The organism is Micromonospora sp. NBC_01739, from assembly GCF_035920385.1.
Classification (GTDB): domain Bacteria; phylum Actinomycetota; class Actinomycetes; order Mycobacteriales; family Micromonosporaceae; genus Micromonospora.
This window is the reverse complement of record NZ_CP109151.1, coordinates 4536324-4553712: the sequence shown is the minus strand read 5'-3', so window position 1 is coordinate 4553712 and position 17389 is coordinate 4536324. Positions and strand designations below refer to the sequence as shown.

The 17389-nt window shown below is 71.4% G+C and carries 17 protein-coding genes and 1 pseudogene; 12 read left to right on the top strand and 6 right to left on the bottom strand.

Translation table 11 applies throughout. From position 1 onward, the window contains the following. The first annotated feature begins 50 nt into the window (after positions 1–50). Positions 51–650, top strand: a complete 600-nt coding sequence (locus OIE53_RS20525; protein WP_327027299.1) for a GNAT family N-acetyltransferase — start codon at positions 51–53, stop codon at positions 648–650. On the opposite strand, the gene OIE53_RS20520 is transcribed toward OIE53_RS20525, so the two are convergent. Both OIE53_RS20520 and OIE53_RS20515 read right to left on the bottom strand, forming a co-directional pair. Beyond that, on the bottom strand, positions 642–1307 hold the full coding sequence (locus OIE53_RS20520; RefSeq protein ID WP_327023154.1) for a futalosine hydrolase: 666 nt from the start codon (positions 1305–1307) through the stop codon (positions 642–644). The genes OIE53_RS20525 and OIE53_RS20520 overlap by 9 nt on opposite strands. 224 nt (positions 1308–1531) lie before the next feature. After that, positions 1532–2932, bottom strand: a pseudogene (locus OIE53_RS20515) (MFS transporter); the annotation flags it as partial. A gap of 87 nt (positions 2933–3019) precedes the next feature. Here OIE53_RS20515 and OIE53_RS20510 point away from each other — a divergent pair. Continuing rightward, positions 3020–3856, top strand: a complete 837-nt coding sequence (locus OIE53_RS20510) for a DUF3027 domain-containing protein (protein ID WP_327023152.1) — start codon at positions 3020–3022, stop codon at positions 3854–3856. Between the two features lie 28 nt (positions 3857–3884). Here OIE53_RS20510 and OIE53_RS20505 read toward each other — a convergent pair whose 3' ends face one another. After that, the gene (locus OIE53_RS20505) at positions 3885–4085 is read right to left on the bottom strand and encodes a DUF2530 domain-containing protein (RefSeq protein WP_393341141.1); all 201 of its coding nucleotides are present in this window, start codon (positions 4083–4085) and stop codon (positions 3885–3887) included. Between the two features lie 131 nt (positions 4086–4216). Here OIE53_RS20505 and OIE53_RS20500 point away from each other — a divergent pair, with 131 nt between their 5' ends. The 5 genes from OIE53_RS20500 to thpR all read left to right on the top strand — a co-directional run bounded on the left by OIE53_RS20500 (position 4217) and on the right by thpR (position 8809). Beyond that, positions 4217–5695 carry an NCS2 family permease gene (locus OIE53_RS20500; protein WP_327023150.1) on the top strand — a complete coding sequence of 493 codons (1479 nt, stop codon included), beginning with the start codon at positions 4217–4219 and terminating at the stop codon, positions 5693–5695. A 105-nt stretch (positions 5696–5800) separates the two neighbouring features. Next, a complete protein-coding gene (locus tag OIE53_RS20495; RefSeq protein WP_327023149.1) occupies positions 5801–6250 on the top strand; it encodes a MarR family winged helix-turn-helix transcriptional regulator in 450 nt (149 codons plus the stop codon). A gap of 77 nt (positions 6251–6327) precedes the next feature. After that, positions 6328–7605 (top strand): MFS transporter, encoded by a 1278-nt coding sequence (locus OIE53_RS20490; protein WP_327023148.1) that lies wholly within the window; start codon positions 6328–6330, stop codon positions 7603–7605. 66 nt (positions 7606–7671) lie between these two features. Beyond that, positions 7672–8163, top strand: coding sequence for a hypothetical protein (locus tag OIE53_RS20485; RefSeq protein ID WP_327023147.1), 492 nt, complete (start codon positions 7672–7674; stop codon positions 8161–8163). A gap of 46 nt (positions 8164–8209) precedes the next feature. Further along, complete coding sequence (thpR, locus tag OIE53_RS20480; RefSeq protein WP_327023146.1) at positions 8210–8809, top strand: RNA 2',3'-cyclic phosphodiesterase; 600 nt, start codon at positions 8210–8212, stop codon at positions 8807–8809. Between the two features lie 224 nt (positions 8810–9033). Here the strand turns inward: thpR and sepH are convergent, their stop codons facing one another. The 3 genes from sepH to OIE53_RS20465 form a co-directional block, all read right to left on the bottom strand. Continuing rightward, on the bottom strand, positions 9034–10116 hold the full coding sequence (gene sepH, locus OIE53_RS20475; RefSeq protein ID WP_327023145.1) for a septation protein SepH: 1083 nt from the start codon (positions 10114–10116) through the stop codon (positions 9034–9036). Between the two features lie 287 nt (positions 10117–10403). Continuing rightward, a complete protein-coding gene (serC, locus tag OIE53_RS20470; protein WP_327023144.1) occupies positions 10404–11531 on the bottom strand; it encodes a phosphoserine transaminase in 1128 nt (375 codons plus the stop codon). 341 nt (positions 11532–11872) lie between these two features. Further along, complete coding sequence (locus OIE53_RS20465) at positions 11873–12979, bottom strand: citrate synthase 2 (RefSeq protein WP_327023143.1); 1107 nt, start codon at positions 12977–12979, stop codon at positions 11873–11875. A 278-nt stretch (positions 12980–13257) separates the two neighbouring features. Here OIE53_RS20465 and pdxH point away from each other — a divergent pair, with 278 nt between their 5' ends. The 5 genes from pdxH (at position 13258) to OIE53_RS20440 (ending at position 17279) form a co-directional block, all read left to right on the top strand. Then, entirely contained in the window at positions 13258–13884 is a 627-nt protein-coding gene (gene pdxH / locus OIE53_RS20460) for a pyridoxamine 5'-phosphate oxidase (RefSeq protein WP_442791404.1), read from the top strand. Beyond that, on the top strand, positions 13881–15164 hold the full coding sequence (locus OIE53_RS20455; RefSeq protein WP_327023141.1) for an MFS transporter: 1284 nt from the start codon (positions 13881–13883) through the stop codon (positions 15162–15164). The genes pdxH and OIE53_RS20455 overlap by 4 nt, the downstream gene beginning before the upstream one ends. 51 nt (positions 15165–15215) lie before the next feature. Continuing rightward, positions 15216–16145: an aldose 1-epimerase family protein gene (locus OIE53_RS20450; RefSeq protein ID WP_327023140.1), complete on the top strand. Its 930-nt coding sequence runs from the start codon at positions 15216–15218 to the stop codon at positions 16143–16145. 37 nt (positions 16146–16182) lie between these two features. Next, on the top strand, positions 16183–16785 hold the full coding sequence (locus OIE53_RS20445; RefSeq protein ID WP_327023139.1) for a nitroreductase family protein: 603 nt from the start codon (positions 16183–16185) through the stop codon (positions 16783–16785). Between the two features lie 188 nt (positions 16786–16973). Continuing rightward, entirely contained in the window at positions 16974–17279 is a 306-nt protein-coding gene (locus OIE53_RS20440) for a type II toxin-antitoxin system VapB family antitoxin (RefSeq protein ID WP_111214238.1), read from the top strand. The last annotated feature ends 110 nt before the right edge of the window (positions 17280–17389 follow it).

Genomic DNA, 17389 nt, shown 5'->3' with positions numbered 1-17389 from the left:
CTGCTGGTGATCCCGCCGCTTCCTGCGGATGCGATGACGCAGGCCGCGAGGTGATCCAGGATGACACCCGGCGCGACGAAGCGGGGCGGCGATATCCGGCACACCTGGACGTGCGGAAGGTCCGTACGTTGAAGGACTGGTCGGGGGCTTGGTGGGCGTACTCGTACACGCTTGCGCCCGACCGGTGGCCGTTGCGGGTACCCGAGGTCACGTACGACCTGGATCGTGGTCGTCGGGACGAGCGGCGCCTGCGGGAGCGGATTCGTGACTCGGTGGTGATCCGACGGGTCACCGAGGGTGTGCCGGACGGGTGCTGGCGTCTGCTGGCCGAGCTGCCCGACGGGGATGTCGTCGGCGAGCTACGCGCTCATCTGCGCAGCCTGAGCCTGCTGTATGGGGAGGATTGGGGCAACGGGCGTGAGGTCGTGCTGGACGGGGTGTTGGTGGCGCCGGGGCTACGGCTACTCGGCATCGGTCGCCGGCTGGTGACCCGACTGGCCGAGGAGACCCGTCTCGCGGGCGTGCCGGCAGTGTGTGCCACTGCGGAGTTCGGTGGCATCGACTTCCTGCGGGCCTGTGGATATCAACTCGATGGGAGTCGGCCGGCCACGCTTCGTCTGCCGCGCCCCTGGTCGGCCCGGTCAGGGTAGAGCGACGGCGGCAACCGCGGCGGCGGCGGTGGTCAGGGCGGCCAGGGCGTCGGACAGGCGCCAGGCCTCCCGGTCGCGGGGGCCGATCGGGTTCGAGATGGTACGCAGTTCGGCGAAGGGGACCCCGGCCTGACTGGCGGCGACGGCCACCCCGTACCCCTCCATGGCCTCGGCAACCGCGTCCGGGTACCGCTGCCGCAAGGCCTGGGTGCTGGCCGCGGTGCCGGTCACCGTGTTGACCGTCAGCACCGCGCCGACCATGACCGAGGGCAACGCCGTACGCAAGGTGGTCAGCAGCTCCGGGTCGGCGGACACGGCGGGGCCGCCGCCGAGCAGGGCGGGCGGCATCCCCAGCTCGTCGATCGGGAGGAAACCGTCCGGCGACTCCGCGCCCAGGTCGGCGGCGACGGCCCGGGTGCCGAGGACCACCCCGCCGACCCGCACCCGGTCGGCGAAGCCGCCGGCCACCCCCGCGCTGATCACTGCCCGGTACGGCCTACCGGCGGCCTCGGCGAAGGCCAGCAGTCGGCCGGTGGCCGCTGCGGCGACCGCCGCTCCCACCCCGACCGGGACCACCGCGATCGTCGGGTCGTCCAGGCCGGCCTGGATCGCCTCGGCCTCGGCGGGTACGGCGGTGACCACGAGCAGGTCGGTCACGAGACCGACCCGGGTGAGTTGCTGCGCGTCTCGTCCTCGCCGCCGGTGACCGCCGAGGAGGGCCGGTAGATGTGGAAGCCCGGGGGTGCCAGGTCCGGCTCCTCGGGGGCGGTACCTCCCTGGGTGGGAGCGGGGGAGGTGGGGGCGTTGTCCTCGGCGGCCTTGCGGTCCCGGTCGGCCTGCTCCTTGGCGGCCCGCTCGTCGGCCTCCCGCTCGGTGGCCTTCAGCTCCTCGTCGGTCAGCGGGCGGCCACGGAGCCGTTCGGCGCGCAGCCGGTGGGCCATCACCAGCCCGCGTACGGCGGCGAGCACCCCGACCCCGGCGGCGACCGCGATGCCGACCCGGCCGTGGAAGGGTACGAGTCCCAGCCCGCCGCCGGCCACGAAGGCGAGCATCAGCACGGTCTCGGAGTGGGCGAAGGAGCTGGCTCGCAGCCGTTCCGGGATGCGTTCCTGGATCGAGGCGTCCACGGCCAGTTTCGCGATGCCGCTCATCATGGCCGCGACCACACAGAGCAGGGTGACCATCGGCAGAGTGAAGGACAGGGTGGCGAGTACGCCCACCCCGGCCACGATGACCATGCCGCTGGACTGGAGGGCGGTCGGCCGGTGGATGCGCAGCCGGGTGCCGAGGGCGGTGGCCAGGAAGGTCCCGACCGCCAGCGCCCCGCCGACCAGGCCCAGCGCTCCCTTGTCGCCCAGGTCGCGGCCGAACAGCACCGTGGTCAGGTCACCGGCCTTGATGGTGAAGGCCAGGAAGAGCAGCAGGAAGCCGTAGATGGCACGGAGTACGGCCGCGCCGACCAGGTTGGAGATCACCAGACGGCCGGCGGGGCGGCCCCGTCCCAGCGGGCGGTCGCCGGTGGCTCGCCGGAGGGCCCGCAGTGGTCGGGGTACCCGCTCCGGCGGTTCGGAGTCGGCCTTGGGCGGTAGCCGCAGGGCGATCACCATGCCGACCAGGAAGATGATCGAGGCTACCCGTAACGGCCACTGCGCCCCGAACCAGAAGGCGGCCAGCCCGATCGGCGCGACCAGGGCACCGGCGACCGTGCCGTACACGCTGGCCCGTGCGCCGACCTGGGACAGGCCCAGCCCTTCGGGCAGCAGCCGGGGGACGGCGGCGGAGCGGGCCACCCCGTACGCCCGGGACAGCGCCAGCACCCCGAAGGCCGCCGGATACAGCCCGAAGCCGTGGATGTAGTCCGAGATCATCCAGGCCAGGAAGGCGCGGCCCAGCATGGTCGTCGCCAGGGCATACCGGCGGCCGTGCCGGAAGTGATCGAGCAGCGGACCGACCACCGGGGCGAGCATGGCGAACGGCACCATGGTCACCAGCAGGTAGAGGGCGACCTTGCTGCGGGCCTCGCCGAGCGGCACGTTGAAGAAGATCGTGCCGGCCAGGCCGATCGCGATCAGGGTGTCCCCGGCGCAGGAGACCGCGTGCAGATCGAACATGCGGACCATGCCGGTCTCCCCGCCGGCCCCCCGGGCCCGCGCCCGGGCGGCGCTGCGGGTCACCCACCGGCCCCCGCTGAGGGAGCCGCGGAGCAGCAGTCGAACGGCACGGATGCCGGTGCCGACGGTCCGCCCCAGGAGGGACCGCTCGGAGTGGGAGGACAGCGGCATGGCACCCATCCTGACCTATCCGCTGCCCGGATGCCGCACCACCTTCGGAGAACACCTCTGGGGAGTGCCTCACGGTCCGACCCACCCATGGGGAACAATGGTTGGGTGACCAGGCCTGTCTCCGCCCGCGCCGCTCGTCTCGACCAGGTCTGCGCCGCCGCCGTCGAGGTGGCGCGTGCCGGCATCACCGAGGTGGACGCCACCGAAGTCGGTGAACATCTCCAGGCTGTCGCCGAGGGCGATCGGCTCGTCACCCACTACTTCGAATGCCTGCTGGCCGGGTATCGCGGCTGGCGGTGGGCGGTCACGGTCACCCGGGTGCCGCGCAGCCGTACGGTGACCATCTGCGAGACCGTGCTGCTGCCCGGTCCGGATGCGCTGCTGGCACCGGGCTGGTTGCCCTGGCAGGAGCGGCTCAAGCCGGGTGATCTCGGCCCCGGTGATCTGCTGCCCACCCCGGCCGACGACGAGCGACTCGCGCCCGGCTACCTGCTCTCCGACGACCCGGCGGTCGAGGAGACCGCCTGGGAGTTGGGCCTGGGCCGACCCCGGGTGCTGTCCCGGGAGGGGCGGGCCGAGGCGGCCCAGCGCTGGTACGACGGCGACCACGGCCCCTCGGCGCCGATCTCGGTCTCCGCTCCGGCCGCCGCCCGCTGCGGCACCTGCGGTTTCTACCTTCCGCTCGCCGGGCAGTTGCGCCAGTGCTTCGGGGTCTGCGGCAACTTCTACGCCCCGGACGACGGTCGGGTGGTCAGCACCGACCACGGCTGCGGCGCCCACTCGGAGACCCTGGTCGAGGCCGAGACGGCGGTGGAGGAGGTCCCCGCCATCTACGACGACAGCGAGGTGGAGCCGATGTCGGTGTCCCGGGCACCCGGGTCGGTCGAGTCGAGCGAGCCCCCGGAGCCGTACGGCCACCCCTGATCAGGCGGGCCGGTTCGGTCGACCGCGCTCAGGCGGTGGCGCGGCGGCGGCGTCGGTGGGCGTCATGCCGCATCATCACGGCCAAACCGGGGAAACCCCACAGGAAACCGGCCAGGCAGATCCAGAGCCAGTCCTCGTGACCGCTCGCGGCCAGCCGGTCTCGGAACAACAGCAGCACCAGACCGGCCACCGCCCACGCCGCCATGCCGGCCAACGCGAACGGAACCATCGGCGGGTCTAGTGGTTCGGGTCTGGGCTGCTGCTTCGGCACCTGGTCAGGGTACGCGACCGACCTTTGCGGGTGGCCGATCATCTGGGACGATGCGCGCGACGACCTGATCATTCGCTGTGAGGTTTCTGATGGCAGTAGCCCCGCTCGACAACAGCACACCCCCCGACCCGAGTCGGCCACGCAACGGCTTCGACCGGTACTTCGAGGTCACCGCCCGCGGCTCGACGATGAGCCGCGAGGTACGGGGTGGACTGGCCACCTTCTTCACGATGGCGTACATCGTGGTGCTCAACCCGCTGATCATCGGTGGCGCCGTCGACGGTGACGGCAAAGCCCTGGCCATTCCGGCGATCGCCGCGGCGACCGCGCTGGTCGCCGGTCTGATGACCATCCTGATGGGCGTGGTCGGCCGGTTCCCGCTGGCCGTCGCCGCCGGTCTGGGGGTCAACGCCCTGGTGGCGTACGAGATCGCGCCGGAGATGACCTGGGCCGACGCCATGGGCCTGGTGGTCATCGAGGGTGTGATCATCGCGGTGCTGGTGTTGACCGGCCTGCGTACCGCGGTGTTCCGCTCGGTGCCGACCCAGATGAAGACCGCGATCGGGGTCGGTATCGGTCTGTTCCTGACGATCATCGGTCTGGTCAACGCCGGTTTCGTCCGGCGGATCCCGGACGCGGCGAACAGCACCGTGCCGCTCGGTCTGGGCATCGGCGGCAAGCTGGCCACCTGGCCGACCCTGGTGTTCGTGCTGGGTCTGCTGCTGACCCTGGTGCTGGTGGTACGCCGGGTCAGGGGTGCGATCCTGATCGGCATCTTCGCCTCCACCGTGCTGGCCATGATCGTGGAGGCGGTCGGCAACATCGGCCCGTCCTTCGTCAACGGGCAGCCGAACCCGAATGGCTGGTCGCTGAACGTCCCGACCCTGCCCAGCAACCCCATCGACCTGCCGGACCTGTCGCTGCTCGGTCAGTTCAACGTGCTCGGCTCCTGGGAGCGGGCCGGTTGGCTGGTCGTGGTGATGTTCATCTTCACCCTGCTCGTCACGGATTTCTTCGACACGATGGGCACGATGGTCGCGGTCGGGCAGGAAGGCAGCATGCTCGACGAGCAGGGCACTCCGCCGCGGACCAAGGAGATCCTGCTGGTCGACTCGATCGGTGCGGCGGCCGGCGGCGCGGCCAGCGTCTCCAGCAACACGGCGTACATCGAGAGTGCCGCCGGTGTCGCGGAGGGCGCCCGGACCGGGGTGGCCAACCTGGTCACCGGGGCGCTGTTCCTGCTGGCCATGTTCCTGGCCCCGCTGGTCGTGGTCGTGCCGTTCGAGGCGGCCTCCGTAGCCCTGGTGGTGGTCGGCTTCCTGATGATGACCGCGGTCCGGACCATCGACTGGTCCGACTACGAGATCGCCATTCCGGCGTTCCTCACCATCGTGCTGATGCCGTTCACCTACTCGATCTCCAACGGCATCGGCGGCGGCTTGATCGCCTACGTGGTGATCAAGGTGGCCAAGGGCAAGGCCCGTGAGGTCCACCCGTTGCTGTACGGGGTGGCGGCACTGTTCGTGGTGTACTTCCTGCGCGGTCCGGTCGAGGCGCTGGTGTTCTGACATCCCAGGTCCGGGCCGGGTGTGGGTTCGCCGCACCTGGCCCGGTGGGGTGAGGGTGGTCATATTCCCTGCGGTCCGGGCAGCTCATTAGTTAGGCTAACTATCGTGACGGAGCGGACGGTGACGGCGCAGAGCATGCCACCGGCGCAGCTGGCCCATCAGCTGCGTGATGCGATCACCCGGCTCAACCGGCGGGTCCGCCAGGCCCGGCCGGTAGGTGACCTCACGGTCACCCAGTTGTCCGCGCTCACCAGCATCCGGCTGGGTGGAGCGCTCACGCCGCGGGAACTCGCCGACGTCGAACGGGTGCAGCCACCGACGATGACCAAGATCGTCGCGAAGCTGGAGGAGCGCGGCCTCGTGCAGCGCACCCCGCACCCGACCGACGGGCGGCAGGTGATCCTCGCGGTGACCGCGGGGGGCCAGGACGTGCTCGACCAGTTCGAGCGGGTCCGAGACGAATGGCTGGCCCGCCGGCTGACCGAGCTGAGCGATACCGATCGGGAGACTCTGCAACACGCCGCGGAGATCCTCCAGCGACTCTCTCGCGCCTGACGCCGCACACCGGTTGTGCGTAGCGCCGCGCCGTCCGGCGACGACGACGCGTACCACCGCGAGGAGGCGCACCGAGAGTGCAGGCACGGTTTAGCACGATGTTCCAGTCCCTACAGGTCCGCAACTACCGGCTATTCGCATCCGGGCAACTGATCAAACTGATCGGCGTCTGGATGATGTTCATCGCCCAGGACTGGCTGGTCCTCGAGCTTTCCGACGATTCGGCCACCGCCCTCGGCGTGGTGGTCGCGCTCCAGTTCACCCCCGTACTGCTGCTCACGCTGATCTCCGGCCGGTTGGCCGACCGGTACGACAAGCGGATGCTGCTCTTCATCGCCAACGCCTTCTGGACCGTGCTGTCCCTGGCGATGAGCCTGCTGGTCGTCACCGGCCTGGTGCAGCTCTGGCACGTCTTCGTCTTCGCCGCCCTGCTCGGTACGGCCAACGCGGTGGAAACCCCGGTCCGGCAGGCCTTCGTCTCCGAACTGGTCGGCACCCGACTGCTTCCCAACGCGCTCTCCCTCAACGCGGCCGTGTTCAACTCGGCCCGCATCGTCGGACCGGCCGTCGCCGGCCTGGCCATCGCCGCCTTCGACGTCGGGCCGGTCTTCATGGTCACCGCGCTCAGCTCGATCGCACCCCTGGTCACGGTGGTGCAGATGCGCAGCTCCGAGCTGCACCGCGCACCCCTGCCGCCGCGTGAGGAGCGGGCCGCCGCCACCGTGATGGACGGACTGCGGTACGTCGGTCGTCGCGCCGACCTGCTGCTGCCGATGGTGGTGATGTCGGTGATCGGGATGTCGCTGTTCAACTTCCAGCTCACCCTGGCGGCGCTGGCGAAGACCGTGTTCAACACCGGCGCGGCCTCCTTCGGCCTGCTCAGCACGACCCTGGCGGTCGGTGCCCTGATCGGCGCGCTGGCCGGTACCGGTCGGCGCAGTCGCCCCTCGGTCTGGCTGGTGCTCGGTTCCGCCATCGCCTGCGCGATCTTCGGCACCCTCGTCGGGCTGGCACCTACGTACTGGATGGTCGTGGCGCTGCTGCCGCCGACCGGCTTCTTCATGGTCTACTTCGCCCAGGCCGCCAACCAGCGGGTCCAACTCGGCACCGACGCGGCCTTTCGGGGCCGGGTCATGGCGCTGTGGGTGCTGGTGTTCCTCGGCACCAACCCGGTAGGTGCGCCGCTGATCGGCTGGGTCGCGGAGACCTTCGGTGCCGGTGTCAGCATCTGGGCCGGCGGCCTGGTCTCCCTGGTCACCGCCCTGCTCGCGCTGGCCTGGCAGCTCCGGCGTGACGGTGCCCGAGTGCGGTTCCGGATCCTGCCGATGCCGCGCTTCTACGTCACCGAGGTCTGAGCGGCCGGGCGGTCGGATACTGGAAAACCAGTGACGTCACTCTCCGAAGCGGCATAACTTCGTTGGGTGGAGGTCCTGCGCTTACTGCTGCTGTCCCTGGCCCTGGTCGCCGCGGTCTTCGTACCGGTGCTGATCGCGCTCGTGGTCTGCACGGACGAGGCCCTCGCCCGCTTCACCTGCGGCTTCGACCAGCGGCGCACCCGGCGACGGGAGCGGCGCCTGATCCGACAGCTCGATCAGGCGGTGACGGCCGGCGGGGAGACCCTCGCCGCCCTCGACAGCCCCGACCGGCGCCCCTTGGAGCAGCTCGCCGCGGATCTGCGGTGCCTGCGCCGGGACCGGCTGGGCGGCGCGGCCGTGGTGTGGCACAGCAGCGTGCTCGACGCGTACGACGACCGGCTCCGGTGGGCCTGTCAGGCGCTGGGCATCACCGAACACCTGGTAGAGCTGACCGGTATCGACCGGCAGCTCGAACGGGTCCGGATCGAGGGCGAACTGGACGCCGCCGGCCTCCGCCTGCCGGCCGCCCGCCCCGGCCAACACCAGCGCCACCACTAGCCCGGGTACGCCCGGCGCCGGGCCTGCGGCCTGACATCCTGCCTCGATGCGACTCTTCATCGCGGTCTACCCGCCCGCCGAGGCGATCGGACACCTGTTTCGTACGGTCACCGGGCTGCGGCTCAGCGCGGCGGCAGCCACCGGGGCGAAGGTACGACTGGTCGACCCCGACCGCGCCCACCTCACCCTCGCCTTCCTCGGCGAGGTAGACCCCACCCGGCTGCCCGCCGTGCGGCAGGCGCTGCGGCTAGCCGTCGCCACGGTCCGCAGTGATCCACCCCTGCTCCGGCCACCGGTGCTCCGGCCGCCTGTGCTCCGGCTGGGTGGCGGCGGTCGGTTCGGCCAGGGCCGCAGCACCGTGATCTGGGTCGACGTCCGAGGCGAGGTCGACGGCCTGATCACCTTGGCCGGTGCCGTCCGCGCCGAACTGGCCGCGATCGGGGTGCCCAGCGACGACAAGCCGCTGCGGCCCCACCTGACCATCGCCCGCCCCGGCGACCAACTGCCCCCCACCGACCTGGACGCCGACCTCGCCACCCTGGACGACTACCGTGGCCCACCCTGGCCCGTAACCGAACTGGTCCTGGTGCAGACCCGCCCCGGCCCTCCCCCCACTTACCACCCCCTAACCACCCACCCCCTCTAGCCCACCCCCGCCCGCCGCCACCGCCCTCGACTGCTCGCCGATCTTGCACTTTTGGTCGGTGATTCGCCCCGGTATGCGCGTTTTGCGGGGACAGAAAGTGCAAGATCGGCGCGGCGGGGCTCGACGGGTGGGTGAGGGAGCGCGGGGTGAGGGAGCGCGGGCGTTTCACGCCTGGCGGCAGGATCGTCCGCTCGCCCGGCGGTGCAGGTGATGCCCGGGTGGGGTTAGGAGGATTCGCGGGCGGCGGGGCCGGTGCCGAACAGGACGTCGTCCCAGCTGGGCAGGCGCTTGCGGGGCTTGCCGCCGGCCTCGGTCGACTCGGCGGCGGCCGCAGACGGGGTGTTGGTACGACGGGGGCGCAGCACCGCCAGCGAGGGTACGGCCGGCACCTCCTTCGGCGCGTCCGCGTCGTCGTCGAAGGCCGATCCCTGACCACCACCGAGCAACGCCGCAGCGCCACCGGAGACGGCCCGCTGCCGGGGGGAATCCGGGGCGCCGGCCAGCGCGGCCGGGGTGCGGGGTTCGAGACCCCGACCCGAGGTAGAGCCGAGTGGCCGATCGAGGGAGGCGAGCAGGGCGTCCCGACCGGCGCGGATCGGGTCACGGCCAGCACGGCCCGACTCGGCCGGTGACGGCAGCCCGTGGCCACCCCGGGTGGGCTCGCCACGCGAGGGACCGGGCAGCCCGTGACCGCCCCGCTCAGGTGCCGGCTCCTGCCCGAGGATCGGGGTGGGGCGTTCGGCGCAGAGGTACTGCGCCATGTCGTCGTGCGGCGCGACCGACTGGCGGGTCTTGTCCAGATCCCAGACCGCCTGGGCGGTGGCCTTGCCGGAGGGCCAGGTGGCGACGATCCGCCAGGTGCCGTCGTCGCGACGCCAGGCGTCCCAGGAGATCTTCTCGGTGTCGATGCCGTGCTGGGCGAGTCGCCCGTTCACCACCTCGGCCAGCGGGGTCGGCTTGTCGGCACCCTTGAGTCGGGTACGCCGGGCATGCTGGGCGAGCATGGCCCGCTCCTGAAGCACCGGACCGGCGTAGCGGAGCACCCGGTCGACCGGAACCCCGGCGATGCGGGCCACGTCCTCGGCGGACTCGCCGGAACGGATCCGGGCCTGGATGTCCCTAGGGGACAGGGAGGGAACCGGATCGGCCGTGGTCGGTGCCACCGCCAGGGTCGGTGCACCCGGCTCGGCGTGCAGCACTCCGGCGACACGCTCGTCGATGGGCAGGGCGAGCAGCCGCCCGACCTCGTCGGCGAGCACCAGGGCCTGGCCGTCCTCGGAGAGGGCGACGAAGCGTACTGGGCGCATCGCGTTGCCTCCGTCCCGCTTCGCTGGCCGTACGCCACGAGCCGGCCACCCGGGGCGTTGAGGACCACGGTACGCCCATCCGGGTCCAGGTGGGAGACGCCACGCCCGGGCAACTCGTGCTGAGCAGCCTTGTCCGGTGCTGGTGAGGGCTGTGCGGCCGGTCAGTCGCCAGGGGCCGAAAGGGCGATTCGACCCCGACGGTACGAAGGTCGCACGGCCGGTCCGTTCAGCGTAGCGGGCCCGGCCGACCGCGCAGGGTAGACCGGGCCCGGTGTCTCAGCGGCGGGTCAGAGCCGCTCGACCACGTAGTCGATGGAGGCGGTCAGGGCCTCCACATCGGCCGGCTCGACGGCCGGGAAGAGCGCGATGCGCAGCTGGTTGCGGCCCAGCTTGCGGTACGGCTCGGTGTCCACGATGCCGTTGGCGCGTAGCGCCTTGGCGATCGCGGTGGCGTCCACCCCGTCGGCGAAGTCGATGGTGGCGACCACGTTGGACCGCAGCGCCGGGTCGGTGACGAACGGGGTGGCCACGGTGGAGCGCTCGGCCCAGCCGTACACGATTCCGGCGCTCTCGGCCGTGCGCTTGGCCGCCCAGGCCAGCCCACCCTGGGAGTTCATCCAGTCGGTCTGCTCGGCGGCCAGGAAGACGGTGGCCAGCGCCGGGGTGTTGTAGGTCTGCTCCAGCCGCGAGTTGTCGATCGCGGTGACCAGGTCCAGGAAGGCGGGGATGTACCGACCGGAGGCCTTGATCTCGGTGGCCCGCTCAAGGGCGGCCGGGGACATCAGGGCCAGCCACAGGCCACCGTCGGAGCCGAAGCACTTCTGCGGGGCGAAGTAGTAGACGTCGGTCTCGCCGACGTTGACCTCCAGGCCACCGGCGCCGGAGGTGGCGTCGACCAGCAGCAGCGAGCCCGGGTCGGCGTCGGCCACCCGGTTGATCGGTACGGCGACACCGGTCGAGGTCTCGTTGTGCGGGGTGGCGTAGACGTCCACCCCGGCCTCGGCGACCAGGGTCGGGGCGCTGCCCGCGTCCGCCTTGCGGATGGTGGGCTCGCCCAGGAAGGGGGCGTCCTTGACGGACTTGGCGAACTTGGCCCCGAACTCGCCGAAGCTGGCGAACTGGGCCCGGTCGCGGATCAGGCCGAAGGTCGCCACCTCCCAGAAGGCGGTGGCGCCACCGTTGCCGATGATGACCTCGTAGCCCTCGGGCAGGGAGAAGAACTCGGCGATGCCGGAGCGCAGCCGGGCCACCTGGTCACGGACGGTCTTCTGCCGGTGCGAGGTGCCCAGGTAGCTGGTGGCCACCTCGGCGAGCGCGGAGACCGCCGCCGGACGGACCTTGGACGGCCCGCAGCCGAATCGGCCGTCGGCGGGCTTGATCTCGTCGGGAATCCGGATGGTCGGTGCGTCAGCCACGGTTTTCAAGATCCTTCCGCATGGGTCGGGGCCCGGTTGAGCAGGTGGGAGTGGACCGATCGACGTGCGCGTGTGGGTGCGTGATCGCACCCTCCGGCGGCACTGCCGCCTTCATCCTCGCACCCGCCGGTATCCCTCCGGGCGCTCGTCTCACCCCGAACCGTGAGTCGTCCGCCACAGCCCGTGGCCTGGCCCACATCGGTGTCGGCCACGGGGCATACGCCGACGATCCGCCCGCCCACGACCCGGACGGCCTCTGCGGTGCCACAAGCCGGGAACGGGGTGTTAAGAGGGGGCCCCTCCTCTACCGGAAACGTTAAGAAGGGGCCCTTCCTTACACCTCAGACGCCGTGCGGGACGGCGTCCCAGCCGTCGACCTCGTGCGGCTTGCGGGGGCTCGGACCGACGTAGCGGGCGGAGGGCCGCACCAGGCGCTGGAGCTTCTTCTGCTCCAGGATGTGGGCGCTCCAACCACCCATCCGGGCGCAGGTGAACATGGAGGTGAACATGTGCGCCGGAACCTCGGCGAAGTCGAGGACGACCGCCGACCAGAACTCGACATTGGTGGCCAGCACCCGGTCCGGCCGGCGGGCCTGCAACTCGGTCAGCGCCGCCTTCTCCAGCGCCTCGGCGACCTCGAACCGGGGTGCCCCCAGCTCCTTGGCGGTACGCCGCAGCACCCGGGCCCGGGGGTCCTCGGCCCGGTACACCCGGTGGCCGAAGCCCATCAGCCGCTCACCCCGGTCCAGGACGCCCTTGACGTAGCTCTCCGCGTCCCCGCTGCGCTCGACGGCTTCCAGCATGCTGAGCACCCGCGAGGGCGCTCCGCCGTGCAGCGGGCCGGAGAGGGCCCCGATGCCCGAGGAGATGCAGGCGGCGGCGTCCGCCCCGGTGGAGGCGACGATCCGGGCGGTGAAGGTGGAGGCGTTCAGGCCGTGCTCGGCGGCCGAGATGAAGTACGCGTCGACCGCCTTGACGTGCCGGGGGTCGGGCTCCCCGCGCCACCGCTTCATGAAGCGCTCGACCACCGTAGAGGCCTTGTCGATCTCCTTCTGCGGCACGGCCGGCAGGCCGAGGCCCCGGGCGGACTGGGCGACGAAGGACAGCGCGGTGACCGAGACCCGGGCCAGATCCTCGCGGGCCTGCTCGTCGGAGATGTCGAGCATCTGCTGCAGCCCCCAGTACGGGGCCAGCATCGCCACGGCGGACTGCACATCGACCCGGATGTCACCGGAGTGCACCGGCACCGGGAACGGCTCGGCCGGCGGCAGACCAGGCCCGAACCGACCGTCGACCAGCAGGGCCCAGACGTTGCCGAAGGAGACCTGGCCGATCAGATCCTCGATGTCGACCCCGCGATAGCGCAGCGCACCGCCCTCGCGGTCGGGTTCGGCGATAGCGGTTTCGAACGCTACGACGCCTTCGAGTCCGGGTTTGAAATCGGCCATCTCACTACTCCTGGTGTGTGGTCGGTGCGCCCGCCCGGGCTCGATGACCCGGCCCCGGCCGGGTGAGCGCCTTAGGCGACCCTCAGGGATGTGTTCGTGACATCTTGCCTGCTGGTAATCGGGTACGCGACCCACTGTCGATGTGCTGCACACGACATCCCCGGGTGCGGCGGCCGTGGCTGATTGGGTGAGACTTGACCGTACGGGCTGGTCGGGGGCGGATCAGCCGGATGGACAGGGGAGGACACGTGACGGGGGACACACCGCCGCCGGTCGACATGCGTAACGAGTACACGGCCGGATCGGGGCTGGTCGAAGCCGACCTGGCCGAGGACTGGCACACCCAGTTCGATCGTTGGTTCGCCGAGGCGGTCGCCGCCGGGCTGCCGGAGCCGAACGCCATGGTGGTGGGCACGGCCGACGCCAGCGGTCGGCCCAGTGGGCGGACGGTGCTGCTCAAGGGGTACGACCCGGAGGGGTTTGTCTTCTTCACCAACTATCACTCCCGCAAGGGCACCGAGGTGGCCGCCAACGCGTACGCCAGCCTGGTGTTTCCCTGGTTTCCCATCCAACGGCAGGTGATCGTGGCCGGGTCGGTGGAACGGATCGACCGGGCGGCGACGGAGGCCTACTTCGCCAGCCGACCCCGCGGTTCCCAGCTCGGGGCCTGGGCCAGCACCCAGTCGTCCGTACTGCCGGACCGAGCCACCCTGGACGACTCCTACCGGGCGGCGGCGCAGCGGTTCGCCGAGGTGGAGCCGATCCCCGCCCCGGAGCACTGGGGCGGGCTGCGGGTACGCCCCGACTCGGTGGAGTTCTGGCAGGGGCGGGCCAGCCGGTTGCACGACCGGCTGCGGTTCCGCCGTACCGACACCGGCTGGGTAGTGGAGCGGCTGGCCCCGTGACCAGGACCGACACCTCCCGGGGGCGCGAGCGGCGCCGCTGGGCGATCGACCTGCGCCCACTGCGGGTGCCGGCGTACCGGCGGCTGTGGAGCGGCAACGCCATCGCGATGTTCGGGTACCAGCTGACCGCGGTAGCCGTACCGGTGGAGATGTACGCGCTGACCCGGGACTCGCTGTGGGTGGGGCTGCTCGGGGTGGCTGCCTTCGTACCGTTGCTGGTCTTCGGGTTGTGGGGTGGCGCGGTCGCCGACGCCCTCGACCGGCGTCGGGTGTTGCTCGGTGGGTCCGTGCTGCTCTGGTTGTCCGTACTGGGACTGCTGGCGCAGGCCGTGCTGGATGTCGGCAGCCCGGTGCTGCTGCTGGCCCTGGTGGCGCTGAGTTCGGTGTCGTTCGCGATCGCCAGCCCGGCCCGCGCCGCCCTGGTCGGCCGGCTGGTCCCGACCGAGCTGGTGCCCGCGGCCACCACCCTGAACTTCACCACGGCGATGGCCACCTCCGTGCTCGGGCCGTTGACCGCCGGTCTGATCCTCGCCACCTTCGAACTCGGGATCGCCCTGCCGGTGGCCTACGGCCTGGATGCCGTGCTGTTCGTCGCGCTGATCTGGGCCGCCCTGCGGCTGCCCGCGATGCCGCCCGAGCCGGATCCCGACGGTGCTCCCCGGCAGGTCGGGCTGCGCAGCATCGTCGACGGAGTCCGCTACCTGGCCGGTGCCCCGGTGCTGCTGCTCTCCTTCGCGGTGGACCTGATCGCGATGGTGTTCGCCTTCCCCCGGGCCCTCTTTCCCGAGGTCGCGACCGAGCGGTTCGGTGGCGGCGCGGCGGTGGGCTGGCTCTACAGCTCCATCGCGATCGGCTCCCTGCTCGCCGGGCTGCTGTCCGGCTGGATCGGCCGGGTCCGTCGGCAGGGACTGGTGCTGGTCCTGGCCGTCGTCGGCTGGGGGATCGCGGTGGCCCTGGCCGGGCTGGCCCGTCAGCTCTGGCTGATGGTCGCCTTGCTGGTGCTGGCGGGGGCGGCCGACCTGGTCAGCGCGGTGGTGCGGCAGTCGATGCTGATCGTGTACGCCCCGGACCGGATGCGCGGACGACTCCAGGGGGTCAACACCGTCGTGGTGGCCGGCGGGCCCCGCCTGGGTGACCTGCGGGCCGGGGCCACGGCGGCCGGTTTCGGCAGCGGGGTGGCCTGGGTGGGCGGTGGTCTGGCCGCGGCGGTGCTGGCGGTGCTGCTGGCGGTGGCCTTCCCGGCGCTGACCCGGTACCGGGCCTCCGGGGGAGCGCGATGATCGTCGACCGTGGTGAGCGGGCGACGTACCCGGAAGCTAGGGTCTGGCGACATGGATAACCACGAGCCGCGTCCCCTCTCCGGAGCACAGTGGACCATCTCCGCCGCCGGACACGAGGCGGTCATCGTCGAGGTGGGCGGCGGGCTGCGCGCCTACCGGCAGGACGGCGTCGAGCACCTGGACGGGTACGGCACCGACGAGGTGTGCCCCGGATCCGCCGGTCAGGTGCTCGCCCCCTGGCCCAACCGGATCCGGGACGGGGTCTACACCTTCGACGGGCAGTCCTTGCAGCTCAACATCACTGAGCCGGAGCGCAATACCGCCCTCCACGGCCTGGTCAACTGGTCCGCCTGGCACCTGATCGAGCAGCGGCCGGACGAGATCACGATCGGGTTCGACCTGCCGCCCCAGCCGGGTTATCCGTGGCCGCTGCGGCTGCGTACCCGATGGAGTGTGGGGCCGGACGGGCTGCGGGCCGAGCACGAGGTGACCAACATCGGCGGGCAGCCGGCACCCTTCGGCTTCTCCGTGCATCCCTACCTGCAACTGCCCGGGGTACCGGTGGAGGAGATCGTGTTGCAGGTGCCCGCGCAGACCCGGATGGTGGTGGACGCCCGGTTGCTGCCGGTCGGGGTGACCCCGGTCAGCGGCACGGAGTACGACTACACCCAGCCGCGACGCATCGGCGACGCCGTACTGGATCTGGCCTTCGGGCAGGTGGACCGGGACGACGACGGCGGTTCTGCGGTCACCCTGAGCGGGTCGGAGGCGACCGGCGGGTTGCGGATCTGGGCGGACCCCCAGTTCGGCTGGTGGCAGGTCTACACCGGTGACACCCTGACCGGTGAGCGGTTCCGGCGTTCGGTGGCGGTCGAGCCGATGACCTGCCCGCCGGATGCCTTCCGCTCCGGCCGGGATCTGATCGTCCTGGCACCCGGCGACACCTGGCGGGGGACCTGGGGCATCCAGCCCATCAGCTGAGGGACCGCCGCCCGGACCAGCGTGGAGGAGAGTGCAGGTGGAGTTCGCGGAGGTGGTCCGGCGTCGCCGGATGGTGCGCAACTACGACCCGGACCGGCCGGTTCCCCCGGCCGTGGTGGACCGGTTGCTGGACCATGCCGTACGGGCCCCATCGGCGGGATTCTCCCAGGGCTGGGGGTTCCTGGTGCTGGAGGAACCGGCGGACCGGGAGCGTTTCTGGGCGGCCAGCACCCCGGCCGGGGGCGGCCGGGAACGCTGGCTGACCGGGATGCGCCGGGCCCCGCTGATCGTGGTGCCGCACGCCAACCGCTCGGTCTACCTGGAGCGGTACGCCGAGGCGGACAAGGGTTGGGCGGACCGCTCGACGGACCGCTGGCCGGTGCCCTACTGGTACATCGACACCGGCTTCGCCGCCCTGCTGATGATGCTGACCGCGGTCGACGAGGGACTGGGGGCGTGCTTCTTCGGCATCCCGCCCCAGCGGTGGGAGGCCTACCGGGAGGCCTTCGGGGTGCCGGAGGAGTACCACCCGATCGGCGCTATCACTGTCGGTTACCGGGCCCCCGACCATCGGTCACCCTCATTGCGCCGAGGGTGGCGTCCGGTGGAGCAGGTGGTCCGCCGAGGGCGGTGGAGCTGACCCGTACGGGTGGTTTCGTCCGGTTGAGAACCGGACTCCCGGTGGCGAAACTGGCGCCGGGGAGCAGAACGCGGGGTGCGGGGTGCCGCTACGCTGGCACGGACATCGGTGCTGCGGGTCGCGGTACCGTGCCGCGACCCGCGTCGGCGTCGTGGTACGAACCGGGTAGGGGAGGGGAGCGTGCCGTCGTGATCTTCAGAGCGGTCCGGGACGGGCGTCCCTACCCGGAACACAACCTGACTCTCAAGCAGTGGGCGGAGATCCCGCCCCGCCCGCTGCGGCTGGACCAGCTCATCACCACCAAGCGTGAGCTGGCCCTGGACAAGCTCCTGGCGGAGGACTCGACCTTCTACGGTGACCTGTTCCCGCACGTGGTGCAGTGGAACGGGGGCCTCTACCTGGAGGACGGCCTGCACCGGGCCCTGCGCGCCGCACTGCAACAGCGCAACCAGATCCACGCCCGGGTGCTCGTGCTCGCCGAAGCGGTCGAGTGACGGTGCCGGTCCCCGCCGGGTCCTGACCCGTCCTGAGCTGCGGAAACACGCGATCGGGTGACTCGGTGAGCGGGTGTCGTACGGGGGGCTTACCGTCATCACAGACAACG

Bases quoted from the DNA above. Each gene is read 5' to 3' on its own strand.
- OIE53_RS20465 (WP_327023143.1), bottom strand. From the start codon at position 12,979: ATGGCCGATTTCAAACCCGGACTCGAAGGCGTCGTAGCGTTCGAAACC.
- OIE53_RS20505 (WP_393341141.1), bottom strand. From the start codon at position 4,085: ATGGTTCCGTTCGCGTTGGCCGGCATGGCGGCGTGGGCGGTGGCCGGT.
- OIE53_RS20450 (WP_327023140.1), top strand. From the start codon at position 15,216: ATGGATAACCACGAGCCGCGTCCCCTCTCCGGAGCACAGTGGACCATC.
- sepH (WP_327023145.1), bottom strand. From the start codon at position 10,116: ATGCGCCCAGTACGCTTCGTCGCCCTCTCCGAGGACGGCCAGGCCCTG.
- thpR (WP_327023146.1), top strand. From the start codon at position 8,210: ATGCGACTCTTCATCGCGGTCTACCCGCCCGCCGAGGCGATCGGACAC.
- pdxH (WP_442791404.1), top strand. From the start codon at position 13,258: ATGCGTAACGAGTACACGGCCGGATCGGGGCTGGTCGAAGCCGACCTG.
- OIE53_RS20500 (WP_327023150.1), top strand. From the start codon at position 4,217: ATGGCAGTAGCCCCGCTCGACAACAGCACACCCCCCGACCCGAGTCGG.
- OIE53_RS20510 (WP_327023152.1), top strand. From the start codon at position 3,020: ATGGGGAACAATGGTTGGGTGACCAGGCCTGTCTCCGCCCGCGCCGCT.